Raw genomic sequence first — 19,419 nt, forward strand, 5'->3', positions numbered from 1 at the left:
ACTCGATGCCGATCAGTTGATACGAAAGGTGCGGTGACGCAGCGCCGCGTGGATCCGGGCCCGCCGCGACCGGTGCGGGGTGACCCGCTCGCGCAGCTCGCGCGCCTCGGCCAGTTCGCGCAGGAAGGCGGCGCGGCGGCGCAGCCGCTCGCGGGTCTCCTCGGGAGTGAGGTCGCCGGCCAGCTCGACGGCCGACTCCTCGCCGGCCTCGGCGTCGCGGTCCTGCCCGGGCGGGTCGGGCGCCGACTCGCGGACCCGCTCGCCGCGCCGGCGCCGCTGCTCTCGATCTCTGCTCATATCGCCATGGTGCCCAGCTCAGCGCGCCTCTACCCTCCCGCCCTTGGCGCCCGGCGGGCCGCCCCCGCGCGGACGACGTGAACGCCGTGCACAGGTACGGTGTGGGCATGCAGACCCTCGCCGTCGATCACCCGCTCGTCGCGCACAAGCTCACCACGCTGCGGGACGTGCGCACCGACTCGCCGACGTTCCGCCGCCTCGCCGACGAGCTGGTGACGCTCCTGGCCTACGAGGCCACCCGGGACGTGCGGGTGGTCGAGGCCACCGTGCAGACCCCCGTCGACTCCGCCCGGGGCGTCCAGCTGGCCAGCCCGAAGCCGCTGGTGGTGCCGATCCTGCGGGCCGGCCTCGGCATGCTGGACGGCATGACGCGGCTGCTGCCGACCGCCGAGGTCGGCTTCCTCGGCATGATCCGCGACGAGGGCTCGCTGCTGGCGCAGACCTACGCGACCCGGCTGCCCGATGACCTGTCGGGCCGCCAGTGCTACGTGCTGGACCCGATGCTGGCCACCGGCGGCACGCTCGCCGCGGCGATCCGGCTGCTGCTGGACCGCGGCGCCGACGACGTGACCGCGATCTGCCTGCTGGCCGCGCCCGAGGGCCTGGCGCACCTGGAGAAGGAGCTGGCCGGCTCCGGCGCGCCGATCCGGGTCGTCACCGCCGCGATCGACTCGCACCTGAACGAGCACGGCTACATCATCCCGGGCCTCGGCGACGCCGGAGATCGCCTGTACGGCGTGGTCTGACCCCCTCCGCCCGGTGCGGGCCCTTCTTTCGAGGTTCGGCCGCCGATCACCGTGGGTAGTACCCGGTCACGGAACGTCAGCGTTCCCCTCCGCCGCCCCGGCACCTCAGGGGACGGTTCCGGACCGGAGCGGCGTGAGCGAGGCTTCGAGGAAGCGTGATGGCCCACGACCTGGACGGCGAACTGCCACGGTACGAAGAGATCGACGCACGGCTCACCGACGAGTTCGCGGGCGTGCACGCGCCGGACACGGTCGCCCGGTGCGTCGCGGCCGCGCTGCACGGCGCGCGGGAGATCATGGGCGGGGCGCCGCCGGAGCTGGTCGAGCGGATCGCCCGCCGGCACCTGGAGGTGCTCGCGCTGGTCGCCGCCGAGAAGCGCCGCCGGGCGCCGCGCCCGGGGTGAGCCGCCGCCGGCGCCCGCGCCGCGCCCGCGTGTCCGCTCAGGTCGCCGCGGGACGCGGCCGGACCGCCGTGGAACATGGCCTGCGCTTGCTTTGCGGGGGTTGGCGGCTGTGCGAGACTGACCTGGGGTCTGTGGGTCATCGCGCTCCGGGAGGCAGTTGTGCCGGCCAAGAAGTACCTCACGTGGGCCGCCGCGGCCTTCGTGGCGTTCTACATGATCAACCAGCCGGAAGGGGCGGCGAAGTCGGTGAACAGCGCCGCGAACGGCCTGGCGTCGGCCGCGGGCTCGCTGACCACCTTCCTCGGCGCGCTGGGCTGAGGGCCGCATGCGGCTGGTGACGCCGGGTGACTCCGCCCCGGCCTCGGTGAACAAGTACCTCCTTCCGCACGAGACGCAGGTCATCACGGTGCGGCGGCATCCGGCCGTGCTGATGGTGCCGGTCGGGCTGGTGCTCGGCGGCCTGATCGTGGCGGGCGTGCTGAGCCAGATCGCGGCCGCGGACGCGGGCGGCGTGATCAGCTGGATCTGGTGGGGCTGGCTGCTGCTGCTCGCCTGGTTCGTCTGGCGGGTGGCCGAGTGGTCGGTCGACTACTTCGTCATCACCAACCAGCGGATGCTGCTGACCACGGGCCTGATCACGCGCAACGTCGCGATGATGCCGCTGGCCAAGGTCACCGACATGAGCTTCAAGCGCTCCATCGCCGGCCGGATGCTCGGGTACGGCGAGTTCGTGCTGGAGTCGGCGGGCCAGGACCAGGCGCTGTCGACGGTCGCCTACCTGCCCTACCCCGAGCAGCTCTACCTCGAGGTCTGCGAAATGATCTTCCCCAACAAGAACGCGACCGCCGACGACTGAGGTCCCCGCGCCGCCGGCGCGCCGGACATCGCCCGTCCTTCCCGGCATGCCGGGCGATTTGCAGGATCTACCGGGTATCGTCCGATAGCGTCACTTTCAGCGCGCTGAGCGGGGCGGACGGACCGTCTCATCTGCGACCGCTTCATTGCTCTGGATGTGCGATAACCAAGCAATGTGCAATTATGTCGGCACCCCAGCCGCCTGATTACTTCCGCTAAGTGAGTTCACATGCCGGGTCCAGGCAACGTCGGCGAACGTGTCCGCAACCTGCGCCTGACCAGGCGCTTGTCACAGGCACAGCTCGCCGGACACGACCTTTCCGACAGCTACATCTCGTTGATCGAGTCCGGTAAACGGACCCCGACGCCCACCGTGCTGCGGATGCTGGCCGAACGGCTCGGCTGCACCCCCGAGTACCTCGCCGAGGGCGTGGAGCCCGAGCAGCGCGCCCATCTGGAGGTCCGCGAGCGGCACGCCCAGCTGGCCCTGCTGGCCGGCGACGCCGCCACCGCCGAGTCCGGCTTCGCCGAGGTGCTGGCGCGCAGCGACGACGCCGACCTGAGCGCCCGCGCGCGCTGGGGCCGGGCCCGCGCGCTGGAGGGCCTCGGCCGCACCGAGGAGGCCATCGCGCTCTTCGAGGAGCTGCGCGAGCAGGCCGAGCGCGACCCGGGGCGGGCCAGCCGGCTGCCCGCGGTGATCGCGCTCGCCCGCTGCTACCACACCGTCGGCGACCTCGGCCAGGCCGTCGCGCTCGGCGAGCGCGCCCTGGACCGGCTGCGGCGCCTGGAGCTCGGCGCGGGCGAGGAGCACACCGAGGTCGGCCGCGTCCTGCTGCTGGCGTACGTGGACCGCTCCGACGCCGCGCGCGCGCACGCCCTCGGCCGCGCCCTCACCCGGCAGGGCGGCGACGACGTCCCGCTCGCCGTCCACTACCGGCGCGCCAGCGTCCGGGCCCTGGAGGAGGGCGCCGTCGGCGACTCGCTGTACTTCGCCGAGCAGGCCCTGGCGACGCACGCGGGCGGCGAGCCCGAGCAGCCCCGCGCCCGGCTGCGGCTCGCCGCCGCCCGCGCGCTGCTGCGCGGCGTGACGCCGTTCTCGGCCGAGCGCACGCCCGCCGCCGAAGGGCCCGGGCAGCCCATGGACGCGCCCACCCCGCAGGCGGCGCGCGAGGCGCTGGAGCTGCTGCGCGGCACCTCCTGCCTGGAGGGCGCCGAGGCGACCGAGGCGGTCATCGAGCGGGCCCGCGCGCTGGTCGCGGCCGGCGAGCCGCGCGAGGCGATCGTGGCGCTGGAGGAGCTGCTGGAGACCGGCATGGCCCTCGCCACGCCGCCCCCGCCGCTCGCCCCCCACCCGGGCGCCGACCTGGCCGCCCGCATCCGCAAGACCGCGCAGGCGCGGCTGGTGCTGGCCCGCGCCCGCATCGCCCAGGACGACCGCAGCGCCGCCCTGCTGGTGCTGCGGGCCGCCGCCGGGCAGCTGGACGGGCTGCCGCAGGGCCGCCCCGCCGCGCACGTGTACCGCGAGCTCGGCGAGCTGTTCGAGGCGGCCGGGGAGACCGCCGGCGCCGTCGCGGCGTTCCGGCAGGCGCTGGAGTCGGCCGGGCTGCGCGCCGCCCGCCCGCACACCGCGACGTTCGACCTCGGCCGCGTCTGACCCGCACCCGGAGCCGGCGCCGCCCCTGACCAGGGGGGCGGCGCCGGCTCCGTCGTGCCGGGGGGAGACGAGGGTCACGTGCGCCCCCGCGTGAAACCAGGGCCCGGGGAGTCCTAACATGGAGACATAGGATGATTGGCTGACCGGAGGAAACACCGGCCGGCTCCGCACACCGCGAGGGGGGAACTTGACGCTGCGCACCGCACGCCGCTCGTCACTGGTCGACCAGGTCATCGACCAGCTCAAGAGCGAGATCGCCACGAACGTGTGGCCGGTCGGCGCCAAGATCCCGCCCGAGCCGGCGCTGGCCGAGTCCCTCGGCGTCGGCCGCAACACCGTCCGCGAGGCGGTCCGCGCGCTCACCCACGCCGGCCTGCTGGAGTGCCGCCAGGGCGACGGCACCTACGTCACCGCGACCAGCGAGCTGTCGGGCGCGGTGCGCCGCCGCCTGGAGACCGCCGAGCTGGTGGAGACCCTGGAGGTCCGGCGCGGCCTGGAGGTCGAGGCGGCCCGCCTCGCCGCCGCGCGCCGCACCCCCGCCGACGTCGCCGCGATCGCCGCGGCCCTCGCGCAGCGCGACGCCGCCTGGACGGCCCGCGACCACGCCGCGTTCGTCGAGGCCGACCTGGCCTTCCACACCGCGGTGGTCGAGGCCACCCACAACCGGGTGCTCACCGACCTGTACCGCGACTTCAGCGCGGTGCTGCGGGCCGGCATCGGCGCGGCGGGCACGCTGCTGAACCACGCCGACGTCCCGCACGAGCCGATCGCCGCCGCGATCGAGGCCGGCGACGCGGACGCCGCCGCCGCGGCCACCCACAGCTGCCTGGACCGGATCCTGCGCTCCACCGAGCGCCCCGCCCCCTCCTGACGCCCGTCCAGGCGTTCCCCACCGCGCCCCGCGCGGTTTTCGCGGGCGACCCCGCCCGATCCCCTCTCCTCACCTTTCCGAGCTCGACCGCGCCCCGGCGCAGACGAAGGCCATGACTGCTTCTCCTCGTGTCTCCCGTGTCACCTCGATCTGGACCCTGGCGGGCCTGATCCTGCTCACCGTCAACCTGCGCGCCGCCATCACCGGCATCTCCCCGCTGCTCAGCGACCTGCAGCGGCAGTTCGGCCTGTCCGGCGTGGCGGTGAGCGTGCTCACCACGCTGCCGGTGCTCTGCCTCGGCGCGTTCGCCTCGCTCGCCCCGGTCGCGGCCCGCCGGCTCGGCACCGAGCCCGCCATCGCCGCCGCGCTGCTGCTGATCACGGTGGGCGTGGTGCTGCGCGTCGCGCCCTCGCAGGCCGCGCTGTTCGCCGGGACGGTGCTGGCCGGCGCCGGCATCGCGATGGGCAACGTGCTGATGCCCTCGGTCATCAAGCGCGCCTTCCCCGGCCGGATCGGCTCGCTCACCGGCCTGGCGATGATGCTGATGGCGTGCAGCGGCGCGATCGCGGCCGGCCTCGCCGTCCCGCTGAGCGACGCCGCCGGATGGCGGCTCGCGCTCGCGGTCTGGGCCGTCCCGTCGCTGGTCGCCGCGCTGGTGTGGGGCCCGCTGGCGCTGCGCGGCCGCCGCGCCGCGGCCCCGGCCGAGGCCGCCCCCGCAGTGCAGGGCACGCTGCTGCGCTCCCCGCTGGCCTGGTACGTGGCGGCCTTCATGGGCCTGGCCTCGCTGATGTTCTACGTGCTGATGTCGTGGCTGCCGGAGATCATGCGCGACCACGGCGTGGCGCCCGCCACCGCCGGGATGATGGTCTCCGCCATGATGATCATCGGTATCCCGCTCGGCTTCGTGGTGCCGGTCGCCGCCGCCCGGATGCGCGACCAGCGCCTCATGGTCTACGGCGTCGGGCTGGCCATGGCCGTCGGCATCGGCGGCCTCATGCTGGCCCCGCAGGCCGGCTGGGTGTGGGCGGTGTTCCTCGGCATCGCCACCGGCAGCGCGTTCCCGCTCGCCTACACCCTGCTCGGGCTGCGCTCGGCGAGCCCCGCCGTCGCCGCCCGCCTGTCGGGCATGGCGCAGACCGGCGGCTACCTGCTGGCCGGCCTCGGCCCGCTCGCGGTCGGGGTGCTGCACAGCGTCACCGGCGGCTGGCAGGTCTCGCTCGGCCTGCTGCTCGCCCTCACCGTGCCCGAGGTCGTCTTCGGCGTGCTCGCCTCGCGCCCGGGCATCGTCCGGCCGAGCAGCACCGCGCCCGAGGGGCGCGCCGAGGCGCTCGTCGAGCCCAAGGACGTCGCCGTGCTGGAGCCCGCGCGGGCCCGCTAGGCCTGGCCCATCTCGAACGCGTCCAGGTCCAGCACCCGGGCGTGCAGGACCAGCCGCTGCTGCAGGGCGGCCCGCAGCGCCCGGTGCAGGCCGTCCTCCAGGTACAGGTCGCCCCGCCACTGCACCACGTGCGGGAACAGGTCGCCGTAGAAAGTGGAGTCCTTGGCCAGCAGCGACTGCAGGTCCAGCTCGCGCTTGGTGCTGATCAGCTGGTCGAGGCGGATCTGGCGCGGCGGGAGCCGGGCCCAGTCCCGGGACGAGAGTCCGTGGTCGGGATAGGGCCTTCCGTCACCCACCGCCTTGAAGATCACTACTGGAGTCTACGTGCTCAGATGCCGCCCGAGAAGGTGTCGCAACGGCGAGGGTCGCCGCTCTGGTAGCCGGTGGTGAACCAGCGTCGCCGCTGCTCGGAGGTGCCGTGGGTGAAGCCGTCGGGGTTCACCCGGCCCTGCGCCCGCTGCTGGATCCGGTCGTCGCCGACGGCCTCGGCGGCGCTCAGCGCCTGCCGGATGTCGGTCTCGGTCAGCTGGGTCAGGAACCCCGTCGCCACGGCGCCGTTCGCCCACGTCCCGGCGTAGCAGTCGGCCTGCAGCTCCAGCCGCACCGACCCGCTCGTGGCGCCCTTGGCGCTGCCCTGCGCCTTGCCCATCACGCCGAGCAGGTCCTGCACGTGGTGCCCGTACTCGTGGCCGACGACGTAGGCCTGCGCGAACGGCCCGCCCTCGGCGCCGAACTTGGTCTTCAGCTCGTCGAAGAACGTCAGGTCGAGGTAGACCCGCTTGTCGCCGGGGCAGTAGAAGGGGCCGACCTCGGAGGTGGCGTAGCCGCAGGCGGTCTGCGTGGCCTGGCTGAACAGGCGCGTCTTGGCGGGTGTGTACCGCTGGCCGCTGTCGGCGAACTGCTTGGTCCAGTACTTCTGGATGCTGTTGACGGTGCCGACGATGCGGCAGTCGTCGGACTGGTCGGCGTCGGAGCCGGTCTTGCACTTGGCCGCCAGGTTGGCGCCGGTGCCGACCGGCTTCGGCGAGCCGCCGCCACCGCCGCCACCGGTCAGATCCAGGCCGAACACCAGCCCGACGATCAGCACCAGGATGCCGGTCACCCCGCCGCCGATCATCATCCCGCCGCCGCCGGGGAACCCGCCGCCGCCACCGCGTGCGTCCTCCACCTGCGAGCTGTCGAGCTCGGCGTCGTCCCTGAAGTCCATCCGGCGTCCCCTTCCCTGCCGCCCGGGGGCGGTTCGCGGCAAGGACTTTCCCCCCTCAGCGCACTTTAACTCCGGATTGACCATCCGTCCCTGTGACCTGGGGAAAGAGCACCGTGGGGGAGCGCGGCCGCCGGGCCGCCGCCCGACCGGAGAGGAAGCATCACCGTGCCCGAGCAGAACACCCTGGCCGGCGTCCGGCGCGTCACCGTGGTCGGCGGCGGCGTCATCGGCGCCTCATGGACCGCGCTGTTCCTGGCCCGCGGCCTCGCCGTCACCCTGAGCGACCCGCAGCCCGATATCGAGCGCTCCGTGCGCGACTACATCGCCCGCGCCGCCCCCGCCCTGGACGGGCTCGGCCTGGACACCGCCGGCCTGACCGACCGGCTGACGTTCGAGGCCGACCTGGCGGCCGCCGTCCGCGACACCGACCTCGTCCAGGAGAACGGCCCCGAGCGCCTGGAGCTGAAGCAGCGGATCTGGCGCACCATCGAGGACAACGCCCCGGCCACCGCGATCTTCGCGACCTCCACCTCCGGCATCCCCGCCACCGACATCGCCGAGGCCCTCGGCGAACCCGGCCGCCTCGTGGTCGGGCACCCCTTCAACCCGCCGCACCTGGTGCCGCTGGTCGAGGTCGTGCCGGGCAGGAAGACCTCGCCCGAGGCCGTCGAGCGCGCGTCGCGGTTCTACACCGCGCTCGGCAAGAAGCCGCAGGTGCTGCGCAAGGAGGTGCCGGGCTTCGTCGCCAACCGGCTGCAGTCGGCGATCTTCCGCGAGTGCGTCCATCTGGTCGCCGACGGCGTCGTCACCGAGCAGCAGCTCGACGACATCGTCACCTCCTCCATCGGCCTGCGCTGGGCGGTGGCCGGCCCCTTCCTCACCTTCCACCTCGGCGGCGGCGAAGGCGGGCTGGCGCACTTCCTGCCGCACCTGGGAGTCGCCATGGAGCACGCGTGGAAGGAGATGGCTGCCGAGCACGTCGCGTTCGACGACGAGACCGTCACGCTGCTGACCGAGCAGGCCGCCGACTTCGGCGGCACCATCGACCAGCTCGCCGAACGCCGCGACCAAGGCCAGATCGCGGTGATGCGCGCCCTCGGCGAGACCTACGCCCCCAAGGACTGACCGGCCCGCCTATCCGCCGGATATTGCACGAAAGTGCCCTTGCCGTGCACCGTGCGCACCAGCCCGCGCTCCCGGAGCTCCCGCACGGCACGGCGGGCGGTGAGCCGTGCGACGCCGTACTCCTCGGCCAGCCGCGTCTCGGCGGGGATGGGGCGGTCATGCACGAGCTCACCCGAGTGGATCTTCGCGGCGACGATGTCGGCCAGCTGCTGATACAGCGGCGTCCCGCTCTCATGATCCAGTGGCTCCACCATGCGCCTAGGTCCCTCCGGAGACGTGTGCGGAACTGACCGGCCCGCCTACTCGCCCTGTTCACCGGCGGGCTGCGGGGCCACGAAAGTGCCCTTGCCGTGGACGGTGAGGATCAGGCCGCGCTCGCGGAGGAGTTCGGCCGCCCGCCGGACCGTCATGTAGGCGACGCCGTACTCGGCCGCCAGATCCCGCTCGGCCGGCAGGCGGGCTCCCGCCCTGAGCTCTCCGGCGGCGATGCGCGCCGCGATGTGATCGGCGAGCGCGACATAGATGAGCTGCGGTCCCTGCGGGGCGAACGCGGGGATGTTCGGCGGACCACTCACATCAGCAACGTAGAACTCCCCGACCTGTATGGAGATGTGGATGGCTCTATTTGCGCCCTGGGTTCCGGGATGCGCCCCGCCGGGCTCGGCCGGCGTCGTCAGGCGCGTCGCGCTGAGCCCCAACGGAGAAGCGGCCTACGTCGCCGGCGACGTGGTGTGGGCCGGATGACAGGCGCGGAGGCCGCCCCACCGGGACTCAGTCCGTGAAGGTGAGGAACTTCGCGTTGCGCTTCCACTGCGACAGCAGTGTGGTGTCGGAGCAGTAGCCGCAGGAGGGTCCGCCGAACATGGCGCGGGCGCCGGCGTCGTCGCGGAGCGTGAAGTACAGCCAGGCGGTGCTCATGCCGCGGAAGTTGCCGCCGTTGCCGGTCGAGGCGAGGTGACCGGCGCCCCGGATCTCGGCGTAGGCCGCGGGCCGGTTCGAGGAGGCGTTGTAGTCGCCCAGGACCCACGCGGGCTTGACGACGTTGTCCTCCTCTCCGGCCATGTACAGGGTCGGCTGGTCGACCTTGCCCGGGGAGGCGAGGGGGCCGGGCTGGATCGGCAGGACCGCGTCCACCCGGGGGTCGGCTGCGGCGTTGAGCGCGCCCGCACCGCCCTGGGAGTGCCCCGCCGATGCCACATGCTCCAGGTCGACCTTCTGGAAGTAGGGGCTGGACGGGGTGGAGTTGCGCTCTTCGAGCAGGTCCAGGCCCTGGCGCATCTGGACGCCGTCGTTGGACGACTTGGTCTTCGCGGCGGCCACGATGAAGCCATGACTGGCCCAGTGCCGCAGCAGCTTGTCGTAAGCCGCCGGTGTCGCACCCGTCCCGTTGCCCCAGATCACCACCGGGCGCTTGGTGCTCTTCTCGCCCAGGTTCGCCGGGCGGTAGATCCGGTGGTCCGGCGCGTCATCCACGGTCACGCGGAGGGGGCCGGTTTGTGCCCAGTTCACGACCGTAGTGGCGGACAGCGCAGCCGTGGGGGCGGTGGCGGCGGGCGCGGAGACGGCGGCCGGGGCTACGGCGAAGGCGCCCGCGGCGACCAGCGGGGCGGCCGCCAAAGCGGCGATTCGGGCACGTCGGGACATGAGCTTCTCCGGAGGTCTGCATGGCGGGGAACAGGCTTCGAAACTATGCGGGGGGCACTCCGGAATCATGATGGGTGCGGTCAAGGTCCCTGCGAAACGTTTGTGAGATTGCCCAAAGCAGACGTTCCTGCGGTCTCGCACCCGCCCGTGTGCCGAACGAAAGCGGTGGCCACATCCGGCACGGGTCACGGCGGAACGCAGGGCCCGGAGGCGTCGTCTCAATCGATCATCGACTGTCTCCCGCATGCCGGAGGGGTTCGTGTCCGAGACATCGCCGCAGGAGTCCGACCGTCCCTGGTGGCGCCGAGGGCCGGTCGTGGCGGGCACGGCGGTCGCCGTGGCCGCCACGGGGGCGTTCGCCTGGTGGCCGGACACCATGGCGCTGGCCGCTCCTAAGCGCGGGGCCGACTCGGTCCCCGCCGGAATGCGGATGGAGAAGGCCAAGGCCCCGGCCCGATGCGGGGTGACGACGCGGACGTTGAAGACGCTCTTGGACAAGGAATGGAGCTCCTCCTTCCCCGACTACCCCGCACCGTCGAAGTCGAAGGAGTGCTCGTGGTACGTGGATCATCGGAGTCTGGAGGTCGATTTCTCGTTCCATGACAGCGAAGCCGAAGCGATGCTCGACTTCATCGGGTCCGGATGGCCGAGCGAGGCCGCGCGCGCCGAGGTGGCGAGCGAACGCGACCCGCGCCGCACCGTGACCGGGCTCGGGGACGAGGCGGGCCTGGTCTCGGCTCCGATGGGCGTTTCCCGCCGCTGGGACGAGGTGCTCGTCTTCTTCCGTGCTGGAAACGTCCTGGTCACGGTCACCTACGGCCACTGGTGGGCCGACCCCGCTCAGCGCTGGAAGGAGCTGTCGGAGAAGGACGCCACCGATGGGGCGCTCAAGGCGGCGGCGGACGTCGCACGCAGCATGGGCATGCCCGCCGAGCCGGTCCGCGCCCCCGTCCCCATGCCGGCCGTCCCCGTGCTCCAGAATGTCCCCCAGGCCTGCGGGGCACTCCCGGCCAAACTCCTGCGGACCCTCGCGCCCGACGCGACCACCGGCCCGTGGAACCTCAACGACACCTTCAGCAGCATCGCCTTCCGGACGCCTCCGCGCGTCTGCAAGTGGTCCGCGTCCAAGTCCGACGGTGGCGATGACCAGGAACAGAAGCTGACAGTGATCATCGCCCCTGTCCCGTCACCACCGGACCGGCCGGGTTTCGGTCCTTGGTCGGCGGCCTACGAGTACACCCGCCTGCATCGGCTCGCCCGCCAGAAGTGGAAGGGGTTCCAGCCTCTGGCCGGTGTGGGCGAGCAGGCGTTCCTGGCTCACCCGGCGTCCTTTTCGCAGCTGGACAACGGCGGCCTGGTGATCCTCCGAAGCCGCAACGTCCTGGCCGCCGTCCACTACTCGACCACCGAGCGCACGTTCGCCAGGCCGTATGACGTGCACGACACGGGCAAAGAGATCCGGGGCGCCTACACCGCCGCACTGGAGGTCGCCAAGAAGCTGAAGAGCTGAGCCCCCCTGCGAGGGTGGTCGGCAGGCCGGCCGGTGACATCGACGGTTCCCGGCCGGCCCGCCGGGTCTCAGCGCGCGAAGGCGAGGAACTTCGCGTTGCGCTTCCACTGCGACAGCAGTGTGGTGTCGGAGCAGTAGCCGCAGGAGGGCCCGCCGAACATGGCGCGGGCGCCTGCGTCGTTGCGGAGCGTGAAGTACAGCCAGGCGGTGGCCATGCCGCGGAAGGCGCCGCCGTTGCCGGCCGAGGCGACGTGCCCGGCGCCCCGGATCTCGGCGTAGGCCGCCGGCCGGTTCCCCGAGACGTTGTAGTCGCCCAGAACCCATCCGGGCTTGACGACCTTGTCCTTCTCCCCAGCCATGTACAGAGTCGGCTGGCGGACCTTGCCCGGCGAGGCGAGGGGACCGGGCTGGATCGGCAGAACCGCGTCCACCCGGCGGTCGGCTGCGGCGTTGAGCGCACCGGCGCCGCCCTGAGAGTGCCCCGCCGCCGCCACGTGCCCGAGGTCGACCCTCCGGTAGTAGGGGCTGGACGGGGTGGAGTTGCGCTTGGCGAGCAGGTCCAGGCCCTGGCGCATCTGGACGCCGTTGTTGGACGACTTGGTCTTGGCGGCGGCCACGATGAAGCCGTGGCTGGCCCAGTGCCGCAGCAGCTTGTCGTAAGCCGCCGGCGTCGCGCCCGTCCCGTTGCCCCAGATCACCACCGCGTGCCGGGTGTTCTTCGCTCCCAGGTTCGCCGGACGGTAGATCCGGTGGTGCGGCGCGTCGTCGACGGTCACGCGGGAGGGGCCCGCCTGTGCCCAGTTCACGGCCGTGGTGGCGGCCAGCGCAGCCGTGGGCACCGGGGCGGCGGGCGCCGGGGCAGCGGCCGGGACGACGGCGAAGGCGCCCGCGGCGATCAGCGGAGCGGCCGCCAGCGCGGCGATTCGGGCACGTCGGGGCATGGGCTTCTCCGGAGGTCTGCATGGCGGGGAACAGGCTTCGAAGCTAGGCGGGCGGCCTTCCGGAGTCATGATGGGCGCGGCCAAGGTCCCTTCGGATCGTTTGTGCGCCTGCCCAAAAGCGGTGGCCACATGCGGCACGGAAGCGACGGAAGACAGAAGCCGGAGGCATCGTCTCAATCGATCATCGACTACGTCCCGCATGCCGGAGGGGTTCGTGTCCGAGACATCGCCGCCGCCCGTCCCTGTGGCGCCGATGGCCGATCGTGACCGGCGCGGCGGTCTTCGCCCGCGTGCCCGGGCGGGTTGCGGCGGCGGATCGTCCGGTGGATCCTCGGCCTAGGCGGACCCGGTGCCCCGATGCAAGTGCGGACGGTGCCATTCGCGCACAAGGACGGTCCCGTTACCGGCGGACAATGATCTGGCAGAAGCCCCTTGTGCGAAGCAGTCGAGGCGGCCGCGGCACAAGAACCTCGGTCGACGTCCAGATCGGCTCGCCCTGCCGGGACTTGAGGCGGTCGCGACGGGGGCTTCTTTCCGCTGTGCTGTCACGGCGCGGGACGAGCCCTCAGGGCAGGAGGATCTGGCCGAAACCGCCATTCGGCCGCTGGGTCAGGCCCAGCTGGGCGGCGCTGATGGTCATGGCGCCCGGCATCCGGCCACCGGGCAGGACGTAGACGCGCCCGCCCGCCGGGGTCGTCCACTCCGGATACCCGATGGTCAGCTCGGGCCTGCCGTCCCCGGTCAGGTCACCGGCCGACAGGCCGCCGCCGACCCAGCCCCGCGGCGCGACGGCGTGTCCCGGCAGGGCGTCGGTGTCGATGACCTCGGCCTGGCCGCGCCGGACACCACCGGGCAGCAGCGCGACCTTGCCGGCTTCGGCGACGACGATGTCCGCGATGCCGTCGCCTGTCACGTCGCCGACGGTGAACCCGGGTGTCGTCGGCACCGCCGGGAGCCCGCCCGGGGGCTGATCCGTCCGCACGGGAGCGGGGAGGGGGACGGTGAACCGCTGCGGGGTCCCGAGCCCGATGGAGGTCCCCGGGACCAGCGACATCGACGGGCCCTCGTCCCACATGACCAGGTCGGGCCGGCCGTCACCGGTGACGTCGCCGGCCATGGCACGGAGCCCGGCCCGGCCCCGGCCGAACACGGTGGCCCGCCCGCTCAGGCCCTGCGGACCGCCGAGCCGCAGCTCGCCCCACTGATGATCCCGCTCGCCCTGGGACCTCCAGACGATCAACACCGCGAGGTCGGAGCGGCCATCGGCGTTGAAATCGGCGACCTGCAGGGATTCATAGGAGTCCTCGGCCCCGCGCCCGTCCTGCGGCCTCTTGATCAAACCGCTCCGCTCGGCGGCGACGGGGCGGTCCACCACGTCGCGGAACACATACAGATCGCCGAACGACCCCTGGGTGGCGGCGATGTCGAGCGCACCGCCGCCGTCGAAGTCCCCGATCGCCACCGTGCCGAAATACCCCTCCACCGCCCCCGCGGCCAACTCCACCGAGCGGCCGGTGAGCCCGTTCGCACTGCCGTAGACGATCGTGACCGTGGCGTGCCCGGCCCCGTTGAAACCCCCGTCCTGCCCTCCTACCACCAGGTCGTCGTAGCCGTCGTGGTCGAAATCGGCCGAGTCCAGCGTCGTGCCGAACACGTGGTTCGGCCTGCCGCGGGTCGGCACGTCCAGGCAGTCATGGGTGATGATCTGCCGCCTGGCCGGGTCCGGCCCCTGCGGGCCGCTGTAGACGACCGCGACGTACGCGCCCGACCACCTTCCCGGAAGGGCCCTGTCCGGGACGTCCGTCATGCGCGAAGGAACGGCGACCACGCTGTCACGGCGGCCGTCGCCGTTGAAGTCGCCGCCGCGACCGGCGGCTCCCCTGCCAGGACGCCCCGCTGTGCTCACCCCGGGCGGGGAGATCCCACCGGCGGATGGCAGCGGGTCACACCCCGCGCCGTGCCTGCCGTTCCGCACGAACAGATCACCCTGGGAGACGTCGCCGGCGGCGACGAGCAAAGCCACCACCGCGACGGCCATCGCGCCCGGCGCGCTCCTTGCCCGCACACCCGTCCCTCGTAACCACTTCATTCGACACCGGCCATTGGCGAGGATCACCGTGAGCGAGATCATCCTGCATCGGCGCAAGTCCCGCCAGAGCACCACCTCGCCCTAAGCCGCGACGCCGCAACAAGGCCGGCTCGGCGATCTCGTGGCCGACACGCGTCACGGTGAACATCTCCACGCTCCCTTGGAGCGGTCGCGCAGGCCGGGCCCCGGATGCCATGTTGTGCTACCTCATCGCCAGGGCCGATCCAGGGATCTCTCCGCGCCCGACGGCCTCGCGCAAGACGGTGGCGAACTCCCGAGGCCGCAGGTCGATCGCGTCGAGCGCCTCGGCGGTAAGGGGGATCTCTTCAAGGAGGTACTCGCCCCGGCCTTCCTGACCGAACTCGGGACCGGTGCGGTCCTCGAAGTTCCACGTGCCGACGGTGGCGAGGTAGAAGTCCTGGCGTTCGCCATCGGCCGCGATGGTGCAGAGAAGACGGCCGATCACGGCCTCGCCGGCGATCTCCTCGCGGACCTCGCGCCGCAGGGCGTCCTCGGGACCGGCATCGGCCGGCTCGATCCCGCCGCCGACGGTGACCCAGTAGGGGGCGACCCCGGCACGGATGCGCTTGATCAGCAATAGGGCGCCGTCCGGAGTGAGGAGGACGGCTCGGACGCAGTGCCGCACGGGGCTGCTCCCTGTCAAGCGGGCGGGCGCTGGACGCGCCCATCCGGCTGAGAACGACGAAGGCCGGCACCCCGTGGGGTACCGGCCTCGTGTTGCCTGGTCAGGCGAGCGGAGGATACGAGATTCGAACTCGTGAGGGCGTGAACCCAACACGCTTTCCAATTCTGAGGATCATGGCCTGCCAGGATCCGGCACCGTCCCTGACGTGCAGAAAGTTCGATGCTCCGCACGCTCCTGAACATCCCTGAACACCCCTGTACAGCCACAACTGAGACGGAAACTGAGACGGAGATTCTGGCGCGGTCCTGGCTTCGTGCAGGGAAGTCGCACCCTCTAGAGGGCTGTGCATCCGCCGTGGAAGCGTGGGTGCGTTTGTCACTGTAGGTAGCGATCGGTGGGTGACTCGGACTGCGAAGAGGATGGTCGGCGCCCACGCCTTGCCTGCGGGCGACCGCGTCTTCCTCCTCGACCGCCTCGCCGCATTCGGAAGCCTGGCCCCGGCTCCCCGCCGACGAACCCTCATGCGTTGTGCACGGAGATGCTTGAGCTGACATTGTCACCGACGAGGAACCATCCCCGCAGGCGCGGGGCCGAGAACCTGCTGGTGAGCTCGCGCGCCAGCTCCGACGAACCATCCCCGCGGGCGCGGGGCCGAGGTCGCGGGCCTGCTCCACCCACGGCGGCGGCGCGAACCATCCCCGCGGCCGCGGGGCCGAGGCGACAGGACGAGAGGGCCAGGGCGCCGGCCGGGAACCATCCCCGCGGGCGCGGGGCCGAGCTCGCGGTGAGCTGAGCCGACATCCGGTAGAGGGAACCATCCCCGCGGGCGCGGGGCCGAGTCAGGCGCCATCCGGATCCGCACCGTGGGCGCGGAACCATCCCCGCAGGCGCGGGGCCGAGTCGAGGGCGAGCTGGATCGAGATGGTCCGCAGGGAACCATCCACGCAGACGCGGGGCCGAGACCCCGGGCCACTGTCACACGAGCGGGGGCGTCGAACCATCCCCGCGGGCGCGGGGCCGAGTGACCGCCATGAGCGCCAATGGCGCGCAGAAGAGAACCATCCCCGCGGGCGCGGGGCCGAGGCGATCAGCGGCCTGGCCTGGGGGGTCCGCGAACCATCCCCGCGGGCGCGGGGCCGAGGCGATCAGCGGCCTGGCCTGGGGGGTCCGCGAACCATCCCCGCGGGCGCGGGGCCGAGCCGGTCTCGCCCTCGTCCTCGTCCCGGTAGAACGAACCATCCCCGCGGGCGCGGGGCCGAGGACGACGTGCTGGTGCGGCAGTCGGACTACCGCGAACCATCCCCGCGGGCGCGGGGCCGAGCAACGCCTGCGCCTGCACCTGCGAAGCCGCACGGAACCATCCCCGCGGGCGCGGGGCCGAGTGCCCGCCGCGGGCGGCGGCGGACTCCACCCGGGAACCATCCCCGTGGGCGCGGGTCCGAGACCAGCCACGGCCGGAGCGTCAACGTGATCAGGGAACCATCCCCGCGGGCGCGGGGCCGAGTCGGACACCGAGGTGACCGAGGCGACGGGCAGCGAACCATCCCCGCGGGCGCGGGGCCGAGGCCGCGTTCGGGTCGTGCTAAGCCACCCGCCCGAACCATCCCCGCAGACGCGGGGCCGAGTACGGCGGGATCGCGGTCCGTGAATCCGCGCTGGGACCATCCCCGCGGGCGCGGGGCTGAGCCGGTCCAGACGCGGGTGCCGGACCCGTCACTCGAACCATCCTCGCGTGCGCAGGGCTGAGGGCGGGCGCCGGCGGCATGCCGGGCTGCAGGAGAAACCATCCCCGCGGGCGCGGGGCCGAGGCCCGGGGTGCCCAGTGCAGCCGCTGGTTCGCGGAACCATCCCCGCGGGCGCGGGGCCGAGGCCGTGGTCGACACATACTTACCCAGCGACTGAGAACCATCCCCGCCGGCGCGGGGCCGAGTACACCGTCACCATCCACGGCACCCGCGTTGAGGAACCATCCCCGCGGGCGCGGGGCCGAGGCCCATTCCGCAGGTCGCGCAGATCCTCGCCGAGAACCATCCCCGCGGGCGCGGGGCCGAGTCTGCGACAGGGACAACGATGACCACGAAACCGGAACCATCCCCGCGGGCGCGGGGCCGAGCCGGCCGCGGGGGCGCTACCGAAGTCGAGGGTCGAACCATCCCCGCGGGCGCGGGGCCGAGGAGGCTCGCCACGATCCCCAGGCCCCGGCCGCAGAACCATCCCCGCGGGCGCGGGGCCGAGGTAAGCACGTGTGATGCCACGGATTAACCACTGGAACCATCCCCGCGGGCGCGGGGCCGAGAGTTTCAGCGTGGGCGGCGCGGCGGCCGCCGACGAACCATCCCCGCGGGCGCGGGGCCGAGCACGACGTCGCCGTGCTCGACTCGGGCACGCAGGAACCATCCCCGCGGGCGCGGGGCCGAGCGTCCTAGGCACGGGTCTCGATGTCCTTTTGGGGAACCATCCCCGCGTGCGCGGGGCCGAGTTCGAAGGGGCCAAGTCGGCCAACCTGCAGGTCGAACCATCCCCGCGGGCGCGGGGCCGAGCGCGAGACCGACCCCTCCCCCATCGAGGGACGGGAACCATCCCCGCGGGCGCGGAGCCGAGCCGCCGCGGTTGCGCAGCGCCAGGGTGGCGTAGGAACCATCCCCGCGGGCGCGGGGCCGAGGCGTACATCCCGCTCCGCCCGGACCTGCGCGGTGAACCATCCCCGCGGGCGCGGGGCCGAGCACGTCCACCACGAGCGTGACCTGGTGCTGGAGGAACCATCCCCGCGGGCGCGGGGCCGAGGGGAACCCCGCGTCACCAGTCGGCCCACTGTGCGAACCATCCCCGCGGGCGCGGGGCCGAGACCTGCGCGGCGGGGGCGGCACCAGTCCAGATGGAACCATCCCCGCGGGCGCGGGGCCGAGCGGCAGGGGCAGGAGCCCCGTCGCTCGAAGTTCGGACCATCCCCGCGGACGCGGGGCCGAGGTGACGCCCTGCAGGTCGGGCCCGAAGGCGCGCGGACCATCCCCGCGGGCGCGGGGCCGAGGCGCTGTTGCTCAGCGACGACGTGACGTTCCGGGGACCATCCCCGCGGGCGCGGGGCCGAGTCGCGGGGATGAGGGCGGCCCGCCCCTGGTGGCGGACCATCCCCGCGGGCGTGGGGCCGAGGTGTCGATCGGCGGCACGCCCTACCTGGGCGCGGGACCATCCCCGCGGGCGCGGGGCCGAGCCACTGAACAGCGCTGAACGGTACTGAACGCCAGGACCATCCCCGCGGGCGCGGGCGCGGGGCCGAGTCGAGGGCGGCGCGGACGTCGTTGGCGGCCAGGGGACCATCCCCGCGGGCGCGGGGCCGAGGGTAGAAGGGCGCCGAACGGGCGTACATGCCCAGGACCATCCCCGCGGGCGCGGGGCCGAGACGAGCATGTCCCACAGGCCGGCGCTCAGCAGGGAACCATCCCCGCGGGCGCAGGGCCGAGCGCCAAGCATCAACGGCGCGGGGGCCTTCTGGCGAACCATCCCCGCCGGCGCGGGGCCGAGAGCAGGTCCACCGCACGCCGCATGAGCGCGTACGAACCATCCCCGCGGGCGCGGGGCCGAGGAGACGATCACGTTCAGCTTCCGCGGACGGCCGGAACCATCCCCGCGGGTGCGGGGCTCAGCGCACAAGGGGGAGTAGGCGAGCGAGCGGGACGGAACCATCCCTGCGGGCGCGGGGCCGAGACCGTGAGGATGTTGGGCAGGTTCTCCAGCGTCGAACCATCCCCGCGGGCGCGGGGCCGAGGCCCGCTACGGCGACCCGGTCAAGGCCTGGTCGGAATCATCCCTGCGGGCGCGGGGCCGAGCGGTCAAGGGAGGCTCACCACCCGTCGCGGGCGTGAACCATTCCCGCGGGCGCATTCCCGCGGGCGCGGGGCCGAGCGGCGCCGGGATCATGCCGTCCGTCCGCCAGATGAACCATCCCCGCGGGCGCGGGGCCGAGGTCCTCCGCGACCTCACCAACAACCGAACTTGAGAACCATCCCCGCGGGCGCGGGGCCAAGGACAGCCGCGGCCGTCCGGCGTGGACG

Annotated in this window: 18 protein-coding genes; 9 read left to right on the plus strand and 9 right to left on the minus strand. The window is 73.1% G+C overall.

The window, feature by feature from the left end:
- Nucleotides 1-12: 12 nt before the first annotated feature.
- Entirely contained in the window at nucleotides 13-297 is a 285-nt protein-coding gene (locus ACRB68_RS17200; protein WP_153533439.1) for a hypothetical protein, read from the minus strand.
- Between the two features lie 107 nt (nucleotides 298-404).
- Here ACRB68_RS17200 and upp point away from each other — a divergent pair, with 107 nt between their 5' ends.
- From upp to ACRB68_RS17235, 7 genes are all read left to right on the plus strand, one after another.
- Complete coding sequence (upp, locus tag ACRB68_RS17205; RefSeq protein WP_153533440.1) at nucleotides 405-1,043, plus strand: uracil phosphoribosyltransferase; 639 nt, start codon at nucleotides 405-407, stop codon at nucleotides 1,041-1,043.
- A 158-nt stretch (nucleotides 1,044-1,201) separates the two neighbouring features.
- Nucleotides 1,202-1,447 (plus strand): hypothetical protein, encoded by a 246-nt coding sequence (locus tag ACRB68_RS17210; RefSeq protein ID WP_153533441.1) that lies wholly within the window; start codon nucleotides 1,202-1,204, stop codon nucleotides 1,445-1,447.
- A 159-nt stretch (nucleotides 1,448-1,606) separates the two neighbouring features.
- Nucleotides 1,607-1,765, plus strand: a complete 159-nt coding sequence (locus tag ACRB68_RS17215) for a hypothetical protein (RefSeq protein WP_153533442.1) — start codon at nucleotides 1,607-1,609, stop codon at nucleotides 1,763-1,765.
- 7 nt (nucleotides 1,766-1,772) lie between these two features.
- Nucleotides 1,773-2,303, plus strand: a complete 531-nt coding sequence (locus ACRB68_RS17220) for a PH domain-containing protein (protein ID WP_153533443.1) — start codon at nucleotides 1,773-1,775, stop codon at nucleotides 2,301-2,303.
- A gap of 228 nt (nucleotides 2,304-2,531) precedes the next feature.
- Nucleotides 2,532-3,956, plus strand: coding sequence for a helix-turn-helix transcriptional regulator (locus ACRB68_RS17225; protein ID WP_153533444.1), 1,425 nt, complete (start codon nucleotides 2,532-2,534; stop codon nucleotides 3,954-3,956).
- 187 nt (nucleotides 3,957-4,143) lie between these two features.
- Entirely contained in the window at nucleotides 4,144-4,827 is a 684-nt protein-coding gene (locus ACRB68_RS17230; protein ID WP_153533445.1) for a FadR/GntR family transcriptional regulator, read from the plus strand.
- A gap of 112 nt (nucleotides 4,828-4,939) precedes the next feature.
- Nucleotides 4,940-6,205 (plus strand): CynX/NimT family MFS transporter, encoded by a 1,266-nt coding sequence (locus ACRB68_RS17235; RefSeq protein WP_153533446.1) that lies wholly within the window; start codon nucleotides 4,940-4,942, stop codon nucleotides 6,203-6,205.
- On the opposite strand, the gene ACRB68_RS17240 is transcribed toward ACRB68_RS17235, so the two are convergent.
- Together ACRB68_RS17240 and ypfJ are read right to left on the minus strand one after the other, a co-directional pair.
- Entirely contained in the window at nucleotides 6,202-6,516 is a 315-nt protein-coding gene (locus ACRB68_RS17240; RefSeq protein WP_328594322.1) for a type II toxin-antitoxin system VapB family antitoxin, read from the minus strand. The two genes, ACRB68_RS17235 and ACRB68_RS17240, sit on opposite strands and share 4 nt — an antisense overlap.
- A gap of 17 nt (nucleotides 6,517-6,533) precedes the next feature.
- Complete coding sequence (gene ypfJ / locus ACRB68_RS17245) at nucleotides 6,534-7,412, minus strand: KPN_02809 family neutral zinc metallopeptidase (RefSeq protein WP_153533447.1); 879 nt, start codon at nucleotides 7,410-7,412, stop codon at nucleotides 6,534-6,536.
- Between the two features lie 165 nt (nucleotides 7,413-7,577).
- Between ypfJ and ACRB68_RS17250 the strand changes: the two genes are divergently transcribed.
- Nucleotides 7,578-8,537 carry a 3-hydroxyacyl-CoA dehydrogenase NAD-binding domain-containing protein gene (locus ACRB68_RS17250; protein WP_207709715.1) on the plus strand — a complete coding sequence of 320 codons (960 nt, stop codon included), beginning with the start codon at nucleotides 7,578-7,580 and terminating at the stop codon, nucleotides 8,535-8,537.
- Here ACRB68_RS17250 and ACRB68_RS17255 read toward each other — a convergent pair.
- From ACRB68_RS17255 to ACRB68_RS17265, 3 genes are all read right to left on the minus strand, one after another.
- Nucleotides 8,519-8,791: a GntR family transcriptional regulator gene (locus tag ACRB68_RS17255; RefSeq protein ID WP_153533448.1), complete on the minus strand. Its 273-nt coding sequence runs from the start codon at nucleotides 8,789-8,791 to the stop codon at nucleotides 8,519-8,521. The two genes, ACRB68_RS17250 and ACRB68_RS17255, sit on opposite strands and share 19 nt — an antisense overlap.
- A gap of 45 nt (nucleotides 8,792-8,836) precedes the next feature.
- Nucleotides 8,837-9,112, minus strand: a complete 276-nt coding sequence (locus tag ACRB68_RS41320) for a GntR family transcriptional regulator (RefSeq protein WP_328594323.1) — start codon at nucleotides 9,110-9,112, stop codon at nucleotides 8,837-8,839.
- Between the two features lie 196 nt (nucleotides 9,113-9,308).
- Nucleotides 9,309-10,181: a poly(ethylene terephthalate) hydrolase family protein gene (locus ACRB68_RS17265; protein ID WP_153533449.1), complete on the minus strand. Its 873-nt coding sequence runs from the start codon at nucleotides 10,179-10,181 to the stop codon at nucleotides 9,309-9,311.
- Between the two features lie 259 nt (nucleotides 10,182-10,440).
- Here ACRB68_RS17265 and ACRB68_RS17270 point away from each other — a divergent pair, with 259 nt between their 5' ends.
- Complete coding sequence (locus tag ACRB68_RS17270; protein ID WP_153533450.1) at nucleotides 10,441-11,691, plus strand: hypothetical protein; 1,251 nt, start codon at nucleotides 10,441-10,443, stop codon at nucleotides 11,689-11,691.
- A 68-nt stretch (nucleotides 11,692-11,759) separates the two neighbouring features.
- Here ACRB68_RS17270 and ACRB68_RS17275 read toward each other — a convergent pair whose 3' ends face one another.
- The 3 genes from ACRB68_RS17275 to ACRB68_RS17285 form a co-directional block, all read right to left on the minus strand.
- Nucleotides 11,760-12,632, minus strand: a complete 873-nt coding sequence (locus tag ACRB68_RS17275; RefSeq protein ID WP_153533451.1) for a poly(ethylene terephthalate) hydrolase family protein — start codon at nucleotides 12,630-12,632, stop codon at nucleotides 11,760-11,762.
- Between the two features lie 565 nt (nucleotides 12,633-13,197).
- On the minus strand, nucleotides 13,198-14,439 hold the full coding sequence (locus ACRB68_RS17280; protein ID WP_194293347.1) for an FG-GAP and VCBS repeat-containing protein: 1,242 nt from the start codon (nucleotides 14,437-14,439) through the stop codon (nucleotides 13,198-13,200).
- A 484-nt stretch (nucleotides 14,440-14,923) separates the two neighbouring features.
- Entirely contained in the window at nucleotides 14,924-15,367 is a 444-nt protein-coding gene (locus ACRB68_RS17285; RefSeq protein ID WP_328594324.1) for an NUDIX hydrolase, read from the minus strand.
- Nucleotides 15,368-19,419: the final 4,052 nt, after the last annotated feature.

The sequence above is a fragment of the Actinomadura macrotermitis genome, from assembly GCF_009604375.1.
Classification (GTDB): Bacteria; Actinomycetota; Actinomycetes; order Streptosporangiales; family Streptosporangiaceae; genus Spirillospora; species Spirillospora macrotermitis.

Coding starts and splice junctions, on each gene's coding strand:
- ACRB68_RS17265 (WP_153533449.1), bottom strand. CDS start 10,181: ATGTCCCGACGTGCCCGAATCGCCGCTTTGGCGGCCGCCCCGCTGGTC.
- ACRB68_RS17235 (WP_153533446.1), top strand. CDS start 4,940: ATGACTGCTTCTCCTCGTGTCTCCCGTGTCACCTCGATCTGGACCCTG.
- upp (WP_153533440.1), top strand. CDS start 405: ATGCAGACCCTCGCCGTCGATCACCCGCTCGTCGCGCACAAGCTCACC.
- ACRB68_RS17255 (WP_153533448.1), bottom strand. CDS start 8,791: ATGGTGGAGCCACTGGATCATGAGAGCGGGACGCCGCTGTATCAGCAG.
- ACRB68_RS17220 (WP_153533443.1), top strand. CDS start 1,773: ATGCGGCTGGTGACGCCGGGTGACTCCGCCCCGGCCTCGGTGAACAAG.
- ACRB68_RS17275 (WP_153533451.1), bottom strand. CDS start 12,632: ATGCCCCGACGTGCCCGAATCGCCGCGCTGGCGGCCGCTCCGCTGATC.
- ACRB68_RS17280 (WP_194293347.1), bottom strand. CDS start 14,439: ATGACGGACGTCCCGGACAGGGCCCTTCCGGGAAGGTGGTCGGGCGCG.
- ACRB68_RS17225 (WP_153533444.1), top strand. CDS start 2,532: ATGCCGGGTCCAGGCAACGTCGGCGAACGTGTCCGCAACCTGCGCCTG.
- ACRB68_RS17210 (WP_153533441.1), top strand. CDS start 1,202: ATGGCCCACGACCTGGACGGCGAACTGCCACGGTACGAAGAGATCGAC.
- ypfJ (WP_153533447.1), bottom strand. CDS start 7,412: ATGGACTTCAGGGACGACGCCGAGCTCGACAGCTCGCAGGTGGAGGAC.
- ACRB68_RS17200 (WP_153533439.1), bottom strand. CDS start 297: ATGAGCAGAGATCGAGAGCAGCGGCGCCGGCGCGGCGAGCGGGTCCGC.